Consider the following 18,912-nt stretch of genomic DNA (forward strand, 5'->3'; position numbering starts at 1 on the left):
TTTGTTGCCTGAACACGTTTTGCCACCACCATGAGGAGTCCTCGTGAGCCGCAAGGAGCCCGCCGATACACCGCTCGGCGACGCTTTCCACCTGTACGACACGACGTTGCGCGACGGCGCGCAGCGCGAGGGGATCTCCTACTCCGTCGCGGACAAACTGGCGGTGGCGAGGCTGCTCGACGATCTCGGGGTCGGGTTCATCGAAGGCGGATGGCCGGGCGCGCTGCCCAAGGACACGGAATTCTTCGCCCGCGCCGCTTCGGGTGAATTGAAACTGAATCATGCCGCCCTCGTCGCCTTCGGCGCGACGAGGAAGGCCGGAACAAAAGCCGAGCAGGACACGCAGGTGCGGGCCCTGCTCGATTCCCAGGCCCCGGTGATCACGCTGGTGGCCAAATCGGACCTTCGTCACATCGAGCGCGCGCTGCGGGTCGACGTCGACGAGGCGTGCGAGATGGTGCGGGACACCGTCGCGTTCCTCGTCGGCGAGGGACGCCGTGTCTTCCTTGACGCGGAACACTTTTTCGACGGTTACGCGTTCTCCCCGGACACCGCGCTGAAGGTGCTCGACGCGGGAGTGAACGCCGGCGCCGACGTCGCCGTGCTGTGCGACACCAACGGCGGCCAGCTGCCGCTCGGTCTCGCGGAAACCGTCCGCGAGGTCAAGGAAAGGACCGGATTCCGGCTCGGAATCCATTGTCAGGACGACACTTCCTGCGCGGTGGCGAACTCCGTCGCCGCCGCGCAGGCCGGCGTGACGCACGTCCAGTGCACCGCCAATGGTTACGGCGAACGGGCGGGTAACGCCGATCTGTTCGCCGTGACAGGGAATCTCGTGACCAAGCTCGGAATGGAGGTCCTCCCGACCGGAGGCGCCGCCGAGCTCACCCGGGTCTCCCATGCTCTTGCCGAAATCGCCAACCTCGCCCCCTACACCCACCAGGCTTACGTAGGGGCGTCGGCCTTCGCCCACAAGGCGGGACTGCACGCGAGCGCGATCAAGGTGGATCCGTTGCTGTACAACCACATCGATCCAGCTTCTGTCGGCAATGACATGCGGGTACTGGTCACCGAGATGGCCGGCAGGGCCAGCCTGGAGCTCAAGGGACGTGAGCTCGGGGTCGACCTTGCCGGCCAGCCCGAGGCGCTGACGAGCGCCGTCCGCAAGGTGAAACAACTCGAATCCGAGGGCTGGTCCTTCGAAGCCGCGGACGCTTCACTGGAATTGTTGCTGCGGCGGGAGGTCGACGGCCCGCAGAGCGACGTCCTCGACGAACCGCCGTTCGAACTCGAGTCGTACCGGGTCGTCCTGGACCACCGCTCCGACGGCGAGGTCGTCTCGGAAGCGACGGTGAAGGTGCACGTCGGCGGGCAGCGCGTGATCGCGACCGCCGAGGGCAACGGCCCGGTGCACGCCCTCGACGCGGCGCTGCGCGAGGCGCTCAGCCCGCATCTGTCCTGGTTGGACAGTGTCGAGCTGGCCGACTACAAGGTGCGGATCCTGCCCGGCCATCCGGGCACCGACGCCGTCACGCGGGTGCTCGTCGAGACCAGCGACGGCGAGCGGGAATGGACCACGGTCGGCGTGCACGGCAACATCGTCGAAGCGAGCTGGCTCGCGCTGTGCGACGCGCTCGTGCACAAGTCCCTTTCCGAGATCGGGAAACCCTGACGCGGCATGTCATCGAACGGCGACGGTAGGTGAAAATCCGCCTGTCGGCGGTGTTTGGCGATCTCGCTCCGCCGCTAGCCTGAACGATGGCCTGCAGGGGACAGGCGCCGTCTCGCCTGCGATCGGTCGAGGGTGCCTGCCGAGGATCGGGGGCACATGTGGCGTGGCGAGAAGACCGGCTGCGGCAGGAAACCGATTTCACGCGGCTGAGGTGGAACAAGAGTTCCCATAGCGAAGGAGGGGGCGCTCAGTGCGTCGAGGTCTCCTATCTGCCCGCCGCGGTTTTCGTCCGTGATTCGAAGGATCCTGCTTCCGTGCTCACGTTTTCAGCCGTGGCTTGGGCCGCCTTCGTCGAAAGGCCCCTCGGCGACTGACTTTCTCTTGTCGAAGATCAAGCTCTGCCACCTCGCGGCAGAGCTTGATCTTTTCGCGCGTCCGAATCGCATTCATCTATTCGGACAGCGGTATGCGACCAGGCTTAGTGCGACATGCCCGAATGCAAGGCACCTTAATGCACCAGGTCATATGACGTATGTCACAATGGATGCTATCGTTCTGCCACATGGCAGACCGACATCTGACAGGGGAGGAAATCGGATCATGACAAGGGCTCAATCTCCGGCGAGCAGTCAGCGGCGCCTACTGGCGGCTGTGCGGGAGGCCCGCGAGACCTTGAAACTCACTCAGAAGGAGGTCGCCGAGGCGCTCGATTGGTCTGTTTCCAAGTTGATCAGAATCGAAAACGGCTCGGTGGGGTTGTCGACCACCGACTTGAAGGCGCTGCTGCTCCAGTACGGGATCACCGACCGGGACCGGGTCGAGTCCTATGTGCAGTTGTCCAAGGCGGGCAAGCAGCCTGCCTGGTGGGACGAGTACCGGCGGTACTTCCGCTCGGAATTCGTCAAATTCCTCGGCCTGGAGTCGTCGGCCGTTCTCGTCCGTCAGTTCCAGCTCCTGCTGGTGCCCGGTCTGCTCCAGGTGCCTGCCTACAGTCGTTCGGTGATGACGAAGTTCACCACGGACGCGGAGCAGGTCGAGCGGGGACTCGCCGCTCGCGCGACCCGGCAGCGGCGCCTGGACGACCCCGAACTGCAGCACTTCTTCGTCATCGACGAGTCCGTTCTGTACCGGCGGATCACCGACATCGACGGTTGGCGCGCCCAGTTGCTGCATCTGAAGGCTGTCTCCGGGCAGGTGAACGCGACCATTCAGATCCTGCCGTTCAAGGCGGGGTTCATGCCCGGTATGCGTAGTTCTTTCCAGGTGCTGGAGCTTTCCGACGAGCTGGACGACCTTTTCCTGACCGTCGAGCAGCCGGACGGGGACGTCTATTACGACGACGTCGCCGGAGCCGACAAAGCCGCCGAGTTCGTCAAGATCTTCTTTCAGCTCGAAGAGGCCGCATTGCCACCCGAGGAGACCCCGAGGGTGATCGACAAAGCCCTGGCAGGGTTGGAGGAAGAATGAGATAGCCCGAGGTGAATTGGGCGGCTTCTGCTGGCACAGAAGCCGCCCAAGCGGCATACCCACAGGACTCACCGTGTCGCGAGGCGTGGACGTACTGCTCGATCGCCAGCATACGGCCTCAGCGCCTCCAGAGGCTGCCCCCGTATCGGTGGCCGCCGGTGTTCACCTGTCCGAGCGGAAGGTGAACGGCACCGGCCACCGCCGGAGGGCCGCGAATGGCCTTGTCCGACGAAGCGGCAGGACGCGGCTTCGTTGCCTGGAGGATCCATATGAGGGTCTTTATCAGCTATGCCCACGACATCGAGGGCAGAAAGGTCGCTGAAGCGCTGGCCGAAGCCCTGCCGAGGCGTGGAGTCGAGGTCATCTGGGACCGGGATCTCCCGGAAGGGAATCCGGTTTCCCTCCCGGAATGGATCGTCGGTTCCGTGACACGCCATCCGGTGCTCTGCGTCTTGTCCCCCGACTACGTGCACCGGTTCGGTGCCGGCGACTGCACGGCCGCTCGCAAGGGTGTCCTGTTCGAAAGCAGGGTGCTGCAGAGACGGATCTACGATCACACCGACCCCGGTGGGTGTCCCGTCATCCCGGTCGCCGATCCCGGCTTCTCGGCCGACCTCGCTCCCACCTTGCTGAAGAACCTGGTCATCTCGCGGTTCGACGCGGAGAGCGAAGACGGTCTCGACCAGATCGTCCGCCGCCTGCTCGCTCTGGGCCTGATGCCCGCACCGGAGCGACCGTCGACCACCTCGGACGCGGTCGACGAGAAGGCGGCGCTCGTGGACGCCCTCGAGGCGGCGTCTCCGTCAGCGGCCGCGGGACCTGATCTGGTGCGCGAATGGTTCGGCGTCGCGCCCGACTCGAGCCACGCCGAACTCCTTCGGGCGTTGCCTGCCGTCGAACGGATCGTCAAGGCTTCGGGAAGCGCTGAGCTGATGCGGCAGGTGACCCGGTGCTGTCTCCGTGCTCTGCCGGACGGGGCGACGGCGGCCGAAGACCGCGAGAGCAGAGCGTGGCTGCTGCTCCGTTGCCAGGCTTGGCATCAGCACCGGGCGCACGAGCTGGCCGCCGCCGTGTCCACTGTGGATGAAGGGTTACGGCTGGCCAAGGCTTGTGGCGATGGCTGGCTGGTCGCCTTCGGCAAACGCCTGCTCGCGATCCTGCACTGTGAGCTCGCGGAGGATTCACGGCCGGACGTGCGCAGACATCACTTCGTCCAAGCCGTCGGATGCGCCGAGGACGCCAGCGCGATGTTCCACGCGCTCGACCCCGCAGGAGGTGAATACGGCGCGTGCCGCAACGTCCTCGCGGGCATCTGGTTCACCCAGTACCGCCTGGAGCGGCGGCGCTCCGCGCTGAAGCGAGCCAACAAGCTGGCCGGTGAAGCAGTCGGCTACCTGCGCCCGGACCGGGCGCGTGAGTATCACGAACTGCTGATCCTGCGGGTGCGGATCTGCATCGCCCGTGGCGAGCTGTCCAAGGCCAGGGAACTGGTGGACAAGGCGCTCATGTCACTGGCCGGGCACGTCAACGATGGTGCCTCCTACGCCGAACTTCTCGGCTCCGCGCACCTGGCCAGGGCCGCGCTCAGGCTGAAGGAAAGCGGCCGCGACGCTCTCGCCAACGCGGAGAAGGACATCAGTCTGGCACTGGGGTTCTTCGACGCCATCTCGCTGCCTTACGCGTCCGCGACCTGCCGGTGGCTGCTGGCCAAACTGGCACCGGAGACGGCCGGGGTCGACCGCGCCGACATCCGGATCTGTGAACGCCTGTTCGCCGATCCGCGTATGCGGTTGAGCGGCCTGGAGGAGCGGAGCCGCCGGATCAACGAGTACGTCGGAGGCCGGTGGACCCGGCGCGCGGAATGGAAGGAGATCGCCCGCAAACTGCGCAGCCAAGACTGATCTGGCCCGTTAGAAAGACAGCCCGGCGAGCCGGCCCCGGATACGCTCGGCGTCGGGGAGGCGGTGCTGGGCGACGTAAAGCTCGTAGGTCCGCTTGAAGTACCGCGCCGCTTCGCCGAGCCGGCCGTGGGAGAACTGCGCTTCCGCGAGGTGCTCGGACACTTCCGCGGCGAAGAACACGTTGTCCTGCCTCAGACTCAGCTCCAGCGCCTGGAGATACGAACGCTCCGCCTCCTGGGGATGACCGGCGTCGCGGGCGATGGAGCCGAGATTGTCGAGGGTGACCGCCATACCGCTGCCGTTGTCATGTCTTTCGTGCAGGGAAAGAGCGATGGTCGCGTACCGGTGGGCCCGTTCGTGGTCGCCCAGGTCCGCGTAGTGGCGGGCGACCGCGTTCAGCGCGTGCGCTTCGCCGACCTGGTTTCCGGCCCGGCGATACAGTTCGAGCGCCTGCTCGGCGTGCCGCAGGCTGTTCTCGCGATCCGCGCGACGTGCGTGGACCCGGGCGAGGTCATGATGGGTATGTGCCTGTTCCTCGTCCCCTGATGCCGTGGCCAGCGCACGAGTCAGCCACTTCAGTGCCTCGTCGAGCTCACCCGCCCGGGTGCAGGCCCGGCCCAGTTGCCGCTGCGCGAGAACGCTCATGACGGGAGATCCGAGGTGCTGCGCGGCGTCGACCCCGAGTCGTGAGGTCTCGACGTTGTCGTGGATGAGCCCTTGCCGGTGCTGGTAGGTGTCGAGGACGCGGGCGAACCACCACACGCGCGTCGGCAGGTCTTCCGCCGCGGCGAGCCGCTGCATGGCGAGCAGTGTGCGGTGTTCGGCGGCGAACCAGCCCAAGGCGGCCGTCTCCCCGGCGAACTCGAGGGCTTTCACCCCGATTTCGGGTACGGGCGGGTCGGGTCTGCTGCGGTGCGGGTACAGCGAGCGGTCGGCGTGCAACGCGGTGTGGAGGTAGAAATCCACCATGCGCCGCCTGGCCGAGACGAGTTCGGCCGTCGGGTCGAGTCGTTCCGCGAGCTCGCCCGCGTAGCGATGCACGAGGTCGTGCATCCGATAGCGCTTCGGTGAATGTTGGCGCAGAAGGCTTTTGAGATCCAGGGAGCGCAGGAGAGCGGTCGTGCGCGAGGCGCCCAGTGCGAGCAGGCTCGCCACGGCCGCCTCGTCGAACTCGGGCAGGGGGAGCAGGCCGAGCAGCCGGAAGCCGCCGGCCTCGTCGATTCCCAGGCCGCGGTACGACCAGGAAAGGACGGTCCGCAGATCGGCCGAGCCGTCGCCGGCGTCGAAGGTGTCCAGGTGGCCGTCGGAGCCTCGCAGTTCGTCGGCCGTCACGGACAGCGGCAGACCGGGCCTGCTCGCCGAGCGCGCGGCGAGCAGCGAGACCGCCAGCGGCAGACCCGCCGAGTAGGCCAGCAGGACGTCCGCGGCTTCGGGTTCGTCCAGGACCCTGCCCTTGCCGACCTGGTGGGCCAGCAGGTCGCGAGCCTCCCTCTTCGACAGCGCGTCGAGCCGGAGCGATGTCGCGCCGCGAAGCCGGAGACCGGCCATGTTCGTCCTGCTGGTCACCAGGAGAGCGCAGGAGTGACTGCCGGGCAGCAGCGGTGCCACCTGGGTGAGGTCCGCCGCGTTGTCGAGCACGATGAGCGCCCGCTTCCCGGCCAGCACACTGCGGTAGAGCGCCGCGGCCGATCGCTCGTCCGAGGGAAGCGCGGCGGGCGCCACCCCGAAGGCGCCGAGAAAGGAGTGCAGCACCGACACCGTCGACGGCGAATCGGACGGCCGGTCGAAGCCGCCCAGATCGGTGTAGAGCTGACCGTCGGGGAACCGGTCGAGGTGCTGGTGTGCCCAGTGCAGCGCGAGTGTCGTCTTCCCCACACCACCAGGACCCTCGACGACCACCACGGACGCCGGGTCGGCTCGCAGGTTCAGCGTGTCGGTCAGGACGGCGGTTTCTTTCTCGCGGCCGACCAGCCAGGGCGGCGGGAAAGGCAGCTGGCGCGGGACGACCACCGGATCCGGGGGATACGCGTCGGCATTCATCTCGCGGCCTTCCCCTCGCCCACCGTGTACCGGCCTGACTTTCGATGGTCGCGCTTGCGTGGTTGGGCGCACAGCACCTGGACGGGTGCACTTCGGTGGCTTTCGGTGTATCCGCGCTGAGGTGGCCGTGATCGGCACACGTAGGGTGGACGGCGTGCGTCTAGCCCGAATTGCTCATCCCGGTGGTGTCGCGTTCGCTTCGATCGAAGGGGACGGCGACGACGCCCAGGTACTGGAAATCGCCGAGCACCCCTTCGGCAACAACCCCAACTTCACCGGCAAACGCTGGCCGCTCGCCGACGTCCGGCTGCTCGCGCCGATCCTGCCGTCGAAGGTGATCGCGGTCGGCCGGAACTACGCGAAGCACGCGGCCGAGTTCGGCAACGAGCTCCCGAAGGACCCGATGCTGTTCATCAAGCCGTCGACAACGGTGGTCGGCCCGAACGTGCCCATCCGCCGTCCGCGCGGCGTCGGCCGCGTCGACTTCGAGGGTGAGCTGGCGATCGTCATCGGCCAGCCGGTCAAGAACGTGCCCGCCGCCCGCGCGGCGAGCGCGATCCTCGGCTACACCGTCGCGAACGACGTCAGCGCGCGTGACCTGCAGAAGGCCGACGGCCAGTGGGGCCGGGCGAAGGGGTTCGACACCTTCTGCCCGCTCGGTCCGTGGATCGAGACCTCGCTCGACGCGGCCGACCTCGCGCTCAAGTCCGAGGTGGACGGTGTGCTCAAGCAGGACGGCCGGACGTCGGACCTGGTGCACAAGATCCCCGAGCTGGTCGAGTTCGTGTCCGGCGTGATGACCCTGCTGCCCGGCGACGTCATCCTGACCGGCACCCCCGAGGGCGTCGGCCCGATCGAGGACGGCCAGTCGGTCTCGATCACCATCGAAGGCATCGGCACCCTGACCAACCCGGTCCAGGACGTCTAGCGCGTTCTGAACGGCCCGTTCCTCGCAGGGAACGGGCCGTTCATGGCGTTCAGGAGCTAATCGCCGGCCGGTTCCATCGCCCGCCGCGCGAAGGCCGGGGCGTGCTCGGGCCGCAGCCCCAGGCCCAGCAGCCGCGCGGGGACGTAGGACAGCACGGGGAAGCGGCTGAACAGCTTCACCATCACCGGGGGCGGGCCGTTGCGCCTGCCCTCCATCACCGGTCGCATGACGTTCTTGTGCAACAGCCGTTGCAGCCCCTGCACCAGCATCGTGGGCGCGAGACGGCGTTTGCGGACCTTCGCCAGGTCCGTCACCGACGGCCTGCCCCGGCGCAGCGGCTCGGCGAGCAGGGTGGCGGCCGCGACCGCGTCCTGCACCGCGAGGTTGATGCCGACCCCGCCGACCGGCGACATCGCGTGCGCCGCGTCACCGATGCACAGCAGTCCGTCGAGGTGCCATTTCCGCAGCAGGTTCATCTTGACGTCGAGGAACTTGATGTCGTCGGTCGTCTTCAGCTCGTCGACGCGGTCGGCGAACTCGGGGCAGACGTCGGCGACGTTCTCCCGGAACCATTCGATGCCCTTGGTCCGCAGGTCCTCGCCCTTCGGGCCCAGGTAGGCGACCTGGAAGTAGCCCTTGCGCGGCAGCGGCACGGCGAACCGCCGGTTGCGCATCTTCGGGGTCAGCCTGCCCTCGAGTTCGCCGTCCTCTCGCGAGATCCGGAACCACCACGCGTCGAACGGGGTGTCGTACTCCTTCGGGATCAGCCCCGCCTCGCGCCGCGCCAGTGACCAGCGGCCGTCGGCGGCGATCACCAGGTCGGCGCGCAGTTCGCCGGTGGTGCCGTCGGCCGTGCGGTAGCGGACCCCGGTCACCCGGCCCTGCTCCAGGATCAGCCCGGTCATCTCGGTGCTCTGCCGCAGCGTGAACGTGGGCTCCTTCCCGCCGGCGTCGGCGAGCAGGTCCAGGAAGTCCCACTGCGGGACCATCGCGATGTACGGATGCGCCACCTTCAGCCTGGTCAGGTCGGCCAGGCGCATCATCGTGCCGTCCTCGGCGGGGAAACCGGCGTAGGAGATCTCGCTGTGCGGCAGGCTGAGGAATTTTTCGCCGAGGCCCAGTTCGTCGAGCAACGTCAACGTCGACGGGTGCACGGTGTCGCCGCGGAAGTCCCTCAGGAAGTCCTTGTGCTTCTCCAGCACCGTGACCTCGACGCCGGCCCTGGCCAGCAGCAACCCGGCGACCATCCCCGCGGGGCCACCGCCGACGACCACGCAGTTCGTGCGTTCGTTCATCCGTCCCACCCCTTCGAAACGCTTATTCATCACCTGTTGAATAAGCTCAGCATGCACCCGTCCGACCGGTGCGTCAAGCGCCATCCGGGCGGATGCGCCGATCGGGCCAAGGGGTGAGCCTCACCGGTTCGCGTGCTCTTTCCGGTGATCGAAGCGACCGTCCAAAAAGGACGTAGACGGTCCTTGAAGGACGGAAATCGCGGAGGTGCCCTTGTGGACGGTCGGTACTTCAAGGCGTGCAAGGATTTCCGGTGTCGTCACTGCGTGTGTGCACTCTGGATCGAGCTGGAAGGCGGGTATGGGGTTTTCACCCGACTGGCCGCGTTACCTGTTGTCGGGTAACTAAAAAACGTCATCTCACCAACTGGGAGTAGAGTGCCCGCGCCGGAACAGAGCAGCCTTAATCACCTCATCGGCAGAGTCGCGATCGCGCTGGGTGCCCTAGCCTCACTTGGTGGATTTCGCTCTCGTGCCCCGGACCTCGTCACGAACCACGCCGGACGCTCCCGACGGAGCCCCTTGGGAGCCCCCGGAGTTACGGTTGGTGTGCCTCGACATCGATGACACGCTGATCGACTGCACGGCCGCGATCCGGCTCAGCCTCCGCGCGCTCACCGGGCAGAACGACCTTTGGCCACTGTGGGATCTCATCACCGAAGAGCACGTCGCGCTGGTGGTCGCGGGTGAAATCGATTACGTGACCATGCACCACAAGCGTACGGAATGCTTCCTCGCCGAAATCGGCATTCTCGCCGACGAAGAGCAGGTCAGCGGCTTCGAAAGACGCCGTCGTGAAATCCTCACTCGTTCGTGGCAATTGTTTGAAGATGTCCTCCCGTGCCTGGAATGGTTGCGGGCCGCCGGCGTCCTGGTCGCGGCCGTCACGAACGCCTCGGGCGTACATCAACGGAAGAAGATCGCCGATCTCGGCCTCGCCCGCTTCTTCGACCACGTGGCCATCGCCGGTGAACTCGGAGTAGCCAAACCGGACCCCGCGATGTTCCACTCGGTCTGCCTCGGCCTCGGCTGCGACCCGGCGCAGGCCGTCCACGTCGGCGACAAACTCGACACCGACGCCATCGGCGCCCGCGACGCCGGCCTGGGTGCCGTCTGGCTCGACCGGGACGGCATCGCCGAACGTGCCCCGGCGGGCGTGCACACGATCTCCGGCCTCGACGAGCTCCCTGAGCTGCTCGTTTCCGAGTTCGCGAAGCTCGGCGTCCCGGCCCAGCGCGCTACGGAGACCCCCGCTTTCACGGTGCGGAACAGCGTGCTCTAGTATTTCTTCTCGTGCGGTGCTGAGCCGGTCAAGATCGGAACGGCACCTCACTGGGGTATGGTGTAATTGGCAGCACGACTGGTTCTGGTCCAGTTAGTCTAGGTTCGAGTCCTGGTACCCCAGCTGGAGAACTCTCCGGAGTGAAACACAGAGTGACCCCCCTGCGAAGGCGGGAAACCCGGTCTGGTAAGTTTCTCCACAGCAACACAGCAGGTGAACAACTGAAAAACCTCCTCTCGCAGGAGGAAGATCCTAGCCCCCGTCGTCTAGCGGCCTAGGACGCCGGCCTCTCACGCCGGTAGCGTGGGTTCGAATCCCATCGGGGGTACAAGCAGCTACCACGCAAAGAGCGTCGATCATTTTGATCGGCGCTTTTCGCTATTTCGGGAGTCGACATGGCGTCGCTGATCCTTTCCGCGGCTACAGCGGTTTCCGATACCTGGTCGACCGGCAGTTTGATGGTGGTTGCAGGCGTTTCCGGTCGGCTTGACGTTCCTGGGTGGCGCTGTCGTCCATTGTGGGCAGCGTAGAAGCGGCGGCGAAGCAGGTACGCCCAGGAGATCGCCTCCGACGATGCCCCCGGCCGCGCAGTCACAGTCCATATAGGACATACGGCGCAACCGCATGAAGCCGCCTGTGGTGACTCAGTCGCTCCAAGCCGGGCTGGTGTTGGGGGGATAGGGGGAGCTGGAGGCGGTCCTCACCCAGCTGTCCACGTCCTGCCCGTCCCACCTCAGCAGTGTCTCGGCGTTACGGATGCACTTGTCGTAGTCGAGGCTCCCGAAAAGGCGGCTGACGGTGATCTGCTGATTGAGCTGCTGGTACCCCTTGCCAGTCCGGTACTGCATCCGCACCGTGGTGCGGAGCAGCCCGAGGCGCAGGTCCCCGTTCACGATGGTCAGGACCCCCTGCTGCACGTTGCTGTTCTTCTGCTCGTGGCCCTTGTTCTCGACCGCCAGCTGGCCGATCTTCTTGAGAGAGTTGATGATGCCGGTGAGCGCGTCCGGCGTCACCAGCCCGCCGATCAGGTCGGTCACCGCCGAGATGGCCGGCGACAGGGAAAGGGACGAGATCGACACGCTGCGGCTGTCGCTGATGATGTTGGCGAGAAACGGCATTGTCATGAACTGGTGCTCGAAGATGATCCACCGGATGATGGCGAACAGCGTGGAAGACTGATCGAAACCGGCGGAATCGTCGGTCTTGCGCAGGATGGTGGCGGCCACGGACTGCCAGGAGCCGAAGGACGCCAAAGGCCCCAGGTCGGGCAGCCTGCTGCCATCTCCTTCATAAGCATTGCCGACACCTGTCTCCTGGTTGCCGTCGGCGAGCGCGTGGCCGTCGGGGTCGAGCAGTTCGAGCTTCGCCAGCACGTCTTGCGGGAACACCCGCTCACCCTCGGCCCAGATGGCGATCTCCAGCGCCTCCCGGCGCATCTGCTCCTGATTCAGCGTCCTCACGTCGCCCTCCGTGCTCAGGACGCGCGCGAGGCGTACCGCTCGCGCGAATCGCAGATCAAGTGCTCGATGTCCCGCACCGTTTGTACCTGGGGGATGGCCTCGAAACCCAAGTTGACCTGGAAACCCAGTTCGACCGCACCCAAGAGGCGGAGGAGCTTCATGGAGTCGACCCCTGGAAGCTCCCTCACCAATGTGGTGTCCTCGATCTCCTCGGCACACTCCAACTTCTCACGGATCAGCGAGTGCAGCTGCTCTCGCTCCTGGGGGATCATCAGCTGGGTGTTCATGGGTGCTCCTCGTCGGGGGTGCGTGGATGATGGCGTTCAGTTCGCTTGACGGAGAACTCCTTCGAGATACTGCTGCCGCGTCTTGCTTCGCTGCACCTTGCCGCTGGAGGTCTTGGGCAGCTCGCCCAGCGCCAGCAGCAGGACCTCCGCCACGGGCAGCGACAGCTTCGCCTGGATGTGGCCGCGGACCTGTCGTGCCACCGCGGCCGCGTCCCCGTCGCGGAGTTCGGCGACGAGCACCACCTCTTCCGTGGCCGGGCCTGGCCGGGTGAAGGCCACGACGTTGCCCTTGCGGAGGCCGGGCACCTCGGCCGCTGCCCACTCCACCGTCTGGGGGTCGCGATTGCGCCCATTGATGATCAGAAGGTCCTTCTTGCGGCTCGTCACGTAAAGGACGCCGTCCGCCAGGTAGCCGCAATCCCCTGTACGCAGGCCCTGGGCCGTGAAGTTCTGTCGCGTCGCCTCCGGGTCACCGTGGTAGCCCGCGGCCACACTCGGCCCCTGGAAGACCACTTCACCGATGTGCCGCTCCGGGAGCGGATTCCCCTCGTCGTCCACGATGAGGATTCGATGACCCTCGATGGGGCGTCCGCACGGCACGAACGCCACCCGCGCCCCGGGGGCCTCCGCGTTCGAGGCCGGCCGGGCGAGGCCGCTCGCGTGGTACTCCTCACTCCGGACGACATCCGGGGCGCACGGAACCCCGATCTCGCTCAACGAGATCGCGAGCGTCGCCTCCGCCATGCCGTAGCACGGTGCCACCACCCCTGGCCGCAGTCCCGCCGCCGCGAAGTGCGCCGCGAAGGAACGCAGCGTCTCCGGATGGTTGGGCTCGGCGCCGCAGCCCACGACCCGCAAGCAGGACAGGTCCAGCCGTCGGAGATCCTCCGCCGAGGTGTGTTTGACGGCCAGCGCCAGACCGAAGTTGGGCGCGAAGGTCACTGTCGCACGGTGACGGCTCACGGTTTCCAGCCAGATCCTCGGTGAGAACGCGAAGCGCAACGCCGGGAGGAAGCTCACCGGGCAACGCGTGATCAGCGGTGTCAGCACGAAACCGACCAGTCCCATGTCGTGATACATGGGCAGCCAGCTCACGCCCCGGTCTCGCCCGCGCTCGAGGCGAAGGGCGCTGGTGATGGCCGCGCAGTTCGCGAGCACGCCGGCGTGCGTGACCCGCACTCCCTTGGGAGCCGCCGTGCTCCCCGAGGTGAACTGCAAGAACATCACGTCCTCCGGTCCGATCGCCTCGGGCCGGGGCGCGCCCTCCACCAAAGGCTCGGCGAAGAACTCCTCCGAGACGACGGCCCGCAAGCCCTCGACAGCCTGAAGGAGCGGAGCCAGCAGATCCGCCAGTTTCCGGGGCATCCAGACCGCGCTGGCTCCCGACGAGCGGAGGATATGGGCGGCGTCCTCGCAGTACGCCTCGAACTTGCCGAAGCCCATGGGCGGGTACAGGGGAACAGGGACGACGCCCACCGAAACCGCGCCCAGGAACGTGAAGACGAACTCCCGCTCCTCGGGGAGGAACAACGCGATGCGCTCTCCTTTGCGCAGCCCGCTCTGAAGCAGCAGGCGCCCCCGGCGGAGGGCCTCCCGTGACAGTGCCGACCAGCTCACGAAGTGCTCGTGCCCGTCCTCTCGGATGAAGGTGTAACCGCTGTCCGAGTGGCCGAGATTCTCGACGAGCACCTGAGCGAAGGTCGAGGTGACCGCTCCTTCGGAAGGCGGCGCTTCTTGGGCGAACATGGGACCTGCCTGGGGTGAAGGCTCCCGGGGGCGCGGCCCCGGGAGCCGGATGGACGGCGCGGCGGCTTACTGGTTCCAGGCAGGGCTTTCGTTGGGCGGTTTCGCGGAGCTGGCCGTGTCCTTCTCCCAGTCGTCCACGTCCTGCCCGTCCCATTTCAGCAGTGTCTCGGCGTTGCGCTTGCACTTGTCGAAGTCGAGTACGCCGTAGCCGCGGTAGACGTTGATGTCCTGGCGCAGCTGCTCGTATCCCTTGCCCGACTTGTACTCCATTTGCACGTCGGTCCGGACGGCCCCCAGGTAGAGGCTTCGGTTGTGGCGCGACAGGACTCCGACCTGCTGGTTGGAGTTCTTCTGCTTTTGCCCCTCGTTCTCGAGCGCCAGCGTGGCGATCTTCTTGATGGTCGTCACGATGCCTTTGAAGTTTTCCGGTGTCATGATGTTCTCGACCAGGTCCGACACCGCGTTGACCCCCTTTTCCAGGGAGATCTTGCTGATGGAGGCATACCGGTTGTCGAAGGTGTAGGTCAGGAAGAACGGGATCGTGGAGAACTTCTGGAGGAAGTTGTTCCAGGCGACCGGGTCGAAGGTCGCGCTCCCCGGGTTGAACTTGCTGAGGGTCACGGCCTTGTGCACGATGGTGCTGCCGACGGACTCCCACGAGTTGAACTTGGCCAGAGGCCCCAGATCGGGTAGTGAACTGCCGTCTCCGCCCGCCTTGTTTCCCACCGCCTGGTCGTTGTCCCCGGCTTCGACGTCCGAGATCAAGGCCAACGTGGCGGCGTCCGACTCGGGAGAAGGCATCTCCCACAGCGCGACCTCCACGGCTTCTCGGCGCGACTGGGACTGGCTGATCGTGGACATGACTGCTCCTTGTCTGAGGGGTGAAGCACTGCGCAGTGATCCGGGACGAGGTGCGGATTCCGGCGTTCTCATCGTCGATCGGCGCGGCTCGCTTGGACATGATTCCCTTTCGGGAGATACCGGGATGGATTGCCGCCGCGAATGCCGCTCGATTCGAGGCTAGCCAACGTCCAAACCGTGCACCAGTCACGTTCCCCGCCCTTGCGCGGTTTTCATCAGATCGAGCTCGCCGCCGGTTGCTTGTGGCGACACAGTGTGCTTTGCGTCGCACGCGAATCGGCCGTGTGGACGAATATCCTGGCATTGAGCTGGTTGTTCCCGAAGTCGGACTTGAAGAGTGTCAGGCCAAGCGTTTCGTGTGGCGGTAGTGAATCGGAGCGGCGGTTTATTGTCATCGAGATTGAAGGTGTGCACCATTTATCGTGCCCGGAATGATCTGGAAAGAATGGCTGGTATTGTCGTTTGCGCATGGAATATCGAGACCCCGGTTGCCGTCGATTTCGGGGGTCTGGGGGAGGCGGGTGCCGTGGCCTGCCTGGGCCGTAATCCGTCTGGCGCATCCATCGAGCTGTGCTGAGACAGGAGTTGGTCCACAGGATGAGGGCGACGGCGCCGGGGTGGACTTGCGTTCGCGTCGCCGATCCCGGAACGCCGTGGTTCGTCAAAAACGTACAGCGGCGTGCGAAGACGTCCGTCACGAGCGAGTGACGAATCCGCGGCGTCCGGTACCCATTTCGGCTCGTGTCACCGATGTAGCGGTCGACAGCGCCGAAACAGGTAAGGAGAACGCGATGGCCGAGCAAGCGCGCGCCACGTCCGACGACTGGGTGGTGGTCCGCCGTCCCGGTGTGGTCAGGCTGGCCGACTCGGTGGTCAAGGCCTGCGATTCAGCGACGATGACCCGCCGCCGTGGTGACACGATGATCGCACTGGCCAGAACCTTGGCCGGTTCCCGGGTCGGCGCGGAAATCGAAGCCGAGGATCCGGACGGTGCCCGCTGGTCCCTCAAGATCACGGTGGCGGACACGCCGTCGTGAGCGGACCGGTCGATGAGCCGGCCGCGCGGGACGGTGACGGCAGACCCGGGGAGGGGCGTCGGGATTCACTGGCGTCCCTCCTCGACGGGCATGACGAAGATCTGCTGGACCGGCTCTACGCGAGCATCCTCCGGCGGGTCGGACGTGACGCGGACGCCGCTCAGGACATCTACGTCGACTGCTTGCGAGCACTCGTGGCTCGTGCCGACCACGATCGGATACCGCCTTGTGAGCAACGGAAACTGCTCTTCGGTATCGCGCGGTTCATGATCGCGGACTGGTGGAAGGCGGCCGACCGGGTCACGCCGGCGCCGCCGTCGGACTTCGCCCTGCTGTTCGACGCGCTGAGCGATCCCTACGCGCAGATCGACCGCAAGATCGACGTCGAGCGCGCGCTGGGCTGCCTGCACGACCGGCAGCGGGAAGCGCTCGTCCTGGTCTATCTGGACCGGTTGCCCTACGACATGACCGCCGGCCTCATGGGGATCTCCGTCAACGGCGTCAAAAGGCTGCTCGCCAAAGCGAAGACCAACCTGCACACGGGCGGGTTGCTCGACGGGCACGGCGACGGTCCGACCGCACGGAAGAAGCCGCAGACCGGAACGGCGGGGGAAGAACGATGAACGACGAGATCCTCGACCGGCTGGCCGACCATGGCCGTCAGCCCGTTCCACCCCGGCCGCCTGGACTGCGCCTTCCCTTGTCCCGGCTCCGCGACGACCTGGCCGCCCTGCCGGGAGAAGAGAAGGCCCGGCTCGCGGCGATCGCCGCCGACGCGATCCAGGCTCGGCGGGATCGCGAGGAGATCATGCCGGGGAGCGTGCCGCCCACGACCCTGACCGCGGCCGCCGCACCGTTCACCAGCGCCGACTATCACCCGGTGATCAAGGTGGTCGGGATCGGCGGAGGTGGCGCGAACGCGGTCGACCGGATGATCGAGGCCGGGATCAAGGGCGTCGAGTACCTCGCGATCAACACCGACGCGCAGGCGCTCCTGATGTCCGACGCCGACGCCAAACTCGACATCGGCCGCGCTCTGACCCGTGGTCTCGGCGCGGGCGCCGATCCCGCCGTGGGTTACCAAGCCGCGCTCGACCACCGAGAGGAGATCGAGCACCTGCTGAAGGGCGCGCACCTGGTGTTCGTGACGGCGGGTGAGGGCGGTGGGACGGGGACCGGCGGCGCTCCGGTCGTCGCCAGGATCGCTCGCCAGCTCGGAGCCCTGACCGTCGGGGTGGTCACCCGCCCGTTCTCCTTCGAGGGGAAGCGCCGGATCAAGCAGGCCGCCGAAGGCGTCGAGGTGCTCGGAAGCGAGTGCGACGCCCTGATCGTGATCCCGAACGACCGCCTGCTCCAGGTCGGTGACCGGTCGGTGTCCGTGCTGGACGCGTTCCGGGTGGCGGACGAAGTCCTCATGTCGGGGGTGCAGGGCATCACCGAGATCATCACCACTCCCGGTCTCATCAACCTCGACTTCGCCGACGTGCGGAGTGTGTTGTCCGGCGCGGGAAAGGCGATCATGGGCGTGGGCACCGCGAGGGGAGAAGGCCGCGCGGTCGAGGCCACTCAGCGGGCGATCGCCTCGCCTTTGCTGGAGACGTCGATCGACGGTGCGCGCGGCGCGCTGCTGGTCATCGCCGGTGGATCCGACCTCGGCCTGTTCGAAGTCAACGAGGCCGCGTCGCTGGTCCAGGAAACCCTGCACCCGGACGCGCATCTCATCTTCGGCGCCGTCATCGACGACGCGCTCGGCGACGAGGTCCACGTGACGGTGATCGCCGCCGGATTCGACGCGCCGAGGAGCCAGGCGGAGCGCCCTGCCGCCACCCGGCATCAAGCCGGACAACAAAAAAGCGGTGGGCCACCCGTGCCCCCGCCCGCCGAGATGCACCACCGGCAACGGTTCCGGCCGGAACCGTTCCCCGAGGAAGAGGAGGGACTGCTCGGTTCGGGTTCGGATCATGGCGGACTGTCGGCGGGGTGAAACCAGGGATGCCGGACGACGGCGAATGGTTCTGGCGTCCGGCATCGCCCGTCCGTTCAGGCGGTACCGCAGCATTGACGGATGACGTCGGAGGTCAGCGGGCCGCCGGGCCGGTGCAGGACCACCGCCCTGAGGCTTGTAGCACTTCGGAGAACGTTTCCGAGCACCACGGCGGTTCGATGATTCCCCGGACGGATCGGCCTGGGGCACCTCGCCGGCGGACGTCGGTTCCTTTCGCGCGCTGTCGAACATGCGCAGGTAATGACATTCATTGAAATGACAAAGTGGTGTTGCGTGGCAGTACGGTGGAGATCGTCTTCGCGACGTGATTGAATGGCGGCCGAGCGCGGCATCCGGATTCCTGTTCGGGTACGTCTTTGTCGGAGGCGGGAAAGTGATGAGCAAGCGATCGTCGCGGTTCCTCACGGTGGCCGCTCTGGTGTCTCTCGGAGCCTGTGGTTCCGCGGAAAACGGCGCCGATCCGAGTGCTGCTTCTCCGTCTGTCAGCGTGTCGATCCCACCGTCGTCGGCGAGCCTCACCGGGGCGGATCTCTGCGCTTTGCTCACCGACGCGGACAGGCAGGCGTTGGGTTTGGCCGGCCGGAGCCGGCCATGGGATCGGCCGCACAAGATGGGAGGTTCCCGTCGTTCCGGGTGCGGGTGGAGCGGTGCGACCGAGGTGGGCATCGGCTTCCATGAGTCGGGTGTGGCGAAGGTCGCCCCGCTCACGGACGATTTCGAAGTAAGCCGGGAGCAGATCAACGGACGTGAAGCCAAAAAGATCGTGCATCGTAAGGCGCCGATGAACTGCCTGATCGCGGTGGAGGTGAGTACGGCGACCCACCTGGAAATCGATTCGGGCTCATTGTCCGGGATTCCGGACATGAACGAGAATTGTGCGTTCGTGAAGCGGGTGGCGCAGGCCGCCATGTCGAGAATCTCGGGTTAGCGCGGC

At 66.4% G+C, this 18,912-nt stretch carries 16 protein-coding genes and 2 tRNA genes; 12 read left to right on the forward strand and 6 right to left on the reverse strand.

The features are described from left to right. Positions 1-43: 43 nt before the first annotated feature. From cimA to B0293_RS06040, 4 genes are all read left to right on the forward strand, one after another. On the forward strand, positions 44-1,672 hold the full coding sequence (cimA, locus tag B0293_RS06025; protein WP_005162072.1) for a citramalate synthase: 1,629 nt from the start codon (positions 44-46) through the stop codon (positions 1,670-1,672). 86 nt (positions 1,673-1,758) lie between these two features. Next, positions 1,759-2,046 (forward strand): DUF397 domain-containing protein, encoded by a 288-nt coding sequence (locus tag B0293_RS06030; RefSeq protein ID WP_077241251.1) that lies wholly within the window; start codon positions 1,759-1,761, stop codon positions 2,044-2,046. A gap of 226 nt (positions 2,047-2,272) precedes the next feature. Further along, positions 2,273-3,139, forward strand: coding sequence for a helix-turn-helix domain-containing protein (locus B0293_RS06035; RefSeq protein WP_077241252.1), 867 nt, complete (start codon positions 2,273-2,275; stop codon positions 3,137-3,139). A gap of 269 nt (positions 3,140-3,408) precedes the next feature. Beyond that, complete coding sequence (locus tag B0293_RS06040) at positions 3,409-5,040, forward strand: toll/interleukin-1 receptor domain-containing protein (protein ID WP_005162079.1); 1,632 nt, start codon at positions 3,409-3,411, stop codon at positions 5,038-5,040. Positions 5,041-5,049: 9 nt separating this feature from the next. On the opposite strand, the gene B0293_RS06045 is transcribed toward B0293_RS06040, so the two are convergent. Then, positions 5,050-7,080: a tetratricopeptide repeat protein gene (locus B0293_RS06045; protein ID WP_005162081.1), complete on the reverse strand. Its 2,031-nt coding sequence runs from the start codon at positions 7,078-7,080 to the stop codon at positions 5,050-5,052. A 154-nt stretch (positions 7,081-7,234) separates the two neighbouring features. Here B0293_RS06045 and B0293_RS06050 point away from each other — a divergent pair, with 154 nt between their 5' ends. Beyond that, positions 7,235-8,008, forward strand: coding sequence for a fumarylacetoacetate hydrolase family protein (locus B0293_RS06050; RefSeq protein ID WP_005162083.1), 774 nt, complete (start codon positions 7,235-7,237; stop codon positions 8,006-8,008). 56 nt (positions 8,009-8,064) lie between these two features. Here B0293_RS06050 and B0293_RS06055 read toward each other — a convergent pair whose 3' ends face one another. Continuing rightward, positions 8,065-9,303 carry an FAD-dependent oxidoreductase gene (locus B0293_RS06055; protein ID WP_005162085.1) on the reverse strand — a complete coding sequence of 413 codons (1,239 nt, stop codon included), beginning with the start codon at positions 9,301-9,303 and terminating at the stop codon, positions 8,065-8,067. A 544-nt stretch (positions 9,304-9,847) separates the two neighbouring features. On the opposite strand from B0293_RS06055, the gene B0293_RS06060 reads away from it, so the two are divergent. The 3 genes from B0293_RS06060 to B0293_RS06070 all read left to right on the forward strand — a co-directional run bounded on the left by B0293_RS06060 (position 9,848) and on the right by B0293_RS06070 (position 10,910). Continuing rightward, positions 9,848-10,582 carry an HAD family hydrolase gene (locus tag B0293_RS06060; RefSeq protein WP_005162089.1) on the forward strand — a complete coding sequence of 245 codons (735 nt, stop codon included), beginning with the start codon at positions 9,848-9,850 and terminating at the stop codon, positions 10,580-10,582. Positions 10,583-10,633: 51 nt separating this feature from the next. Beyond that, a tRNA-Gln gene (locus B0293_RS06065) sits at positions 10,634-10,705 on the forward strand. A gap of 132 nt (positions 10,706-10,837) precedes the next feature. Further along, positions 10,838-10,910 (forward strand) — tRNA-Glu (locus B0293_RS06070). 316 nt (positions 10,911-11,226) lie between these two features. Here B0293_RS06070 and B0293_RS06075 read toward each other — a convergent pair. From B0293_RS06075 to B0293_RS06090, 4 genes are all read right to left on the reverse strand, one after another. Continuing rightward, a complete protein-coding gene (locus B0293_RS06075) occupies positions 11,227-12,042 on the reverse strand; it encodes a hypothetical protein (protein WP_005162092.1) in 816 nt (271 codons plus the stop codon). A gap of 14 nt (positions 12,043-12,056) precedes the next feature. Next, a complete protein-coding gene (locus B0293_RS06080; protein WP_005162096.1) occupies positions 12,057-12,329 on the reverse strand; it encodes an acyl carrier protein in 273 nt (90 codons plus the stop codon). A 36-nt stretch (positions 12,330-12,365) separates the two neighbouring features. Beyond that, a complete protein-coding gene (locus B0293_RS06085) occupies positions 12,366-14,075 on the reverse strand; it encodes a fatty acyl-AMP ligase (RefSeq protein ID WP_005162099.1) in 1,710 nt (569 codons plus the stop codon). Between the two features lie 66 nt (positions 14,076-14,141). Then, positions 14,142-14,936: a hypothetical protein gene (locus B0293_RS06090; RefSeq protein WP_005162105.1), complete on the reverse strand. Its 795-nt coding sequence runs from the start codon at positions 14,934-14,936 to the stop codon at positions 14,142-14,144. A gap of 791 nt (positions 14,937-15,727) precedes the next feature. On the opposite strand from B0293_RS06090, the gene B0293_RS06095 reads away from it, so the two are divergent. The 4 genes from B0293_RS06095 to B0293_RS06110 all read left to right on the forward strand — a co-directional run bounded on the left by B0293_RS06095 (position 15,728) and on the right by B0293_RS06110 (position 18,906). Beyond that, a complete protein-coding gene (locus B0293_RS06095; protein WP_005162107.1) occupies positions 15,728-15,973 on the forward strand; it encodes a hypothetical protein in 246 nt (81 codons plus the stop codon). Then, a complete protein-coding gene (locus tag B0293_RS06100) occupies positions 15,970-16,596 on the forward strand; it encodes an RNA polymerase sigma factor (protein ID WP_005162109.1) in 627 nt (208 codons plus the stop codon). The genes B0293_RS06095 and B0293_RS06100 overlap by 4 nt, the downstream gene beginning before the upstream one ends. A gap of 185 nt (positions 16,597-16,781) precedes the next feature. Then, positions 16,782-17,957, forward strand: a complete 1,176-nt coding sequence (gene ftsZ, locus B0293_RS06105; RefSeq protein WP_143254511.1) for a cell division protein FtsZ — start codon at positions 16,782-16,784, stop codon at positions 17,955-17,957. A 325-nt stretch (positions 17,958-18,282) separates the two neighbouring features. Next, positions 18,283-18,906 carry a DUF3558 family protein gene (locus B0293_RS06110; RefSeq protein ID WP_143254507.1) on the forward strand — a complete coding sequence of 208 codons (624 nt, stop codon included), beginning with the start codon at positions 18,283-18,285 and terminating at the stop codon, positions 18,904-18,906. The last annotated feature ends 6 nt before the right edge of the window (positions 18,907-18,912 follow it).

The organism is Amycolatopsis azurea DSM 43854, from assembly GCF_001995215.1.
Classification (GTDB): Bacteria; Actinomycetota; Actinomycetes; order Mycobacteriales; family Pseudonocardiaceae; genus Amycolatopsis; species Amycolatopsis azurea.

Excerpts from the sequence above, each read along its gene's own strand:
- B0293_RS06030 (WP_077241251.1), top strand. The coding sequence starts at position 1,759 with ATGGCCTGCAGGGGACAGGCGCCGTCTCGCCTGCGATCGGTCGAGGGT.
- B0293_RS06035 (WP_077241252.1), top strand. The coding sequence starts at position 2,273 with ATGACAAGGGCTCAATCTCCGGCGAGCAGTCAGCGGCGCCTACTGGCG.
- B0293_RS06040 (WP_005162079.1), top strand. The coding sequence starts at position 3,409 with ATGAGGGTCTTTATCAGCTATGCCCACGACATCGAGGGCAGAAAGGTC.
- B0293_RS06045 (WP_005162081.1), bottom strand. The coding sequence starts at position 7,080 with ATGAATGCCGACGCGTATCCCCCGGATCCGGTGGTCGTCCCGCGCCAG.
- B0293_RS06055 (WP_005162085.1), bottom strand. The coding sequence starts at position 9,303 with ATGAACGAACGCACGAACTGCGTGGTCGTCGGCGGTGGCCCCGCGGGG.
- B0293_RS06080 (WP_005162096.1), bottom strand. The coding sequence starts at position 12,329 with ATGAACACCCAGCTGATGATCCCCCAGGAGCGAGAGCAGCTGCACTCG.
- B0293_RS06085 (WP_005162099.1), bottom strand. The coding sequence starts at position 14,075 with ATGTTCGCCCAAGAAGCGCCGCCTTCCGAAGGAGCGGTCACCTCGACC.
- B0293_RS06090 (WP_005162105.1), bottom strand. The coding sequence starts at position 14,936 with ATGTCCACGATCAGCCAGTCCCAGTCGCGCCGAGAAGCCGTGGAGGTC.
- B0293_RS06095 (WP_005162107.1), top strand. The coding sequence starts at position 15,728 with ATGGCCGAGCAAGCGCGCGCCACGTCCGACGACTGGGTGGTGGTCCGC.
- ftsZ (WP_143254511.1), top strand. The coding sequence starts at position 16,782 with ATGCCGGGGAGCGTGCCGCCCACGACCCTGACCGCGGCCGCCGCACCG.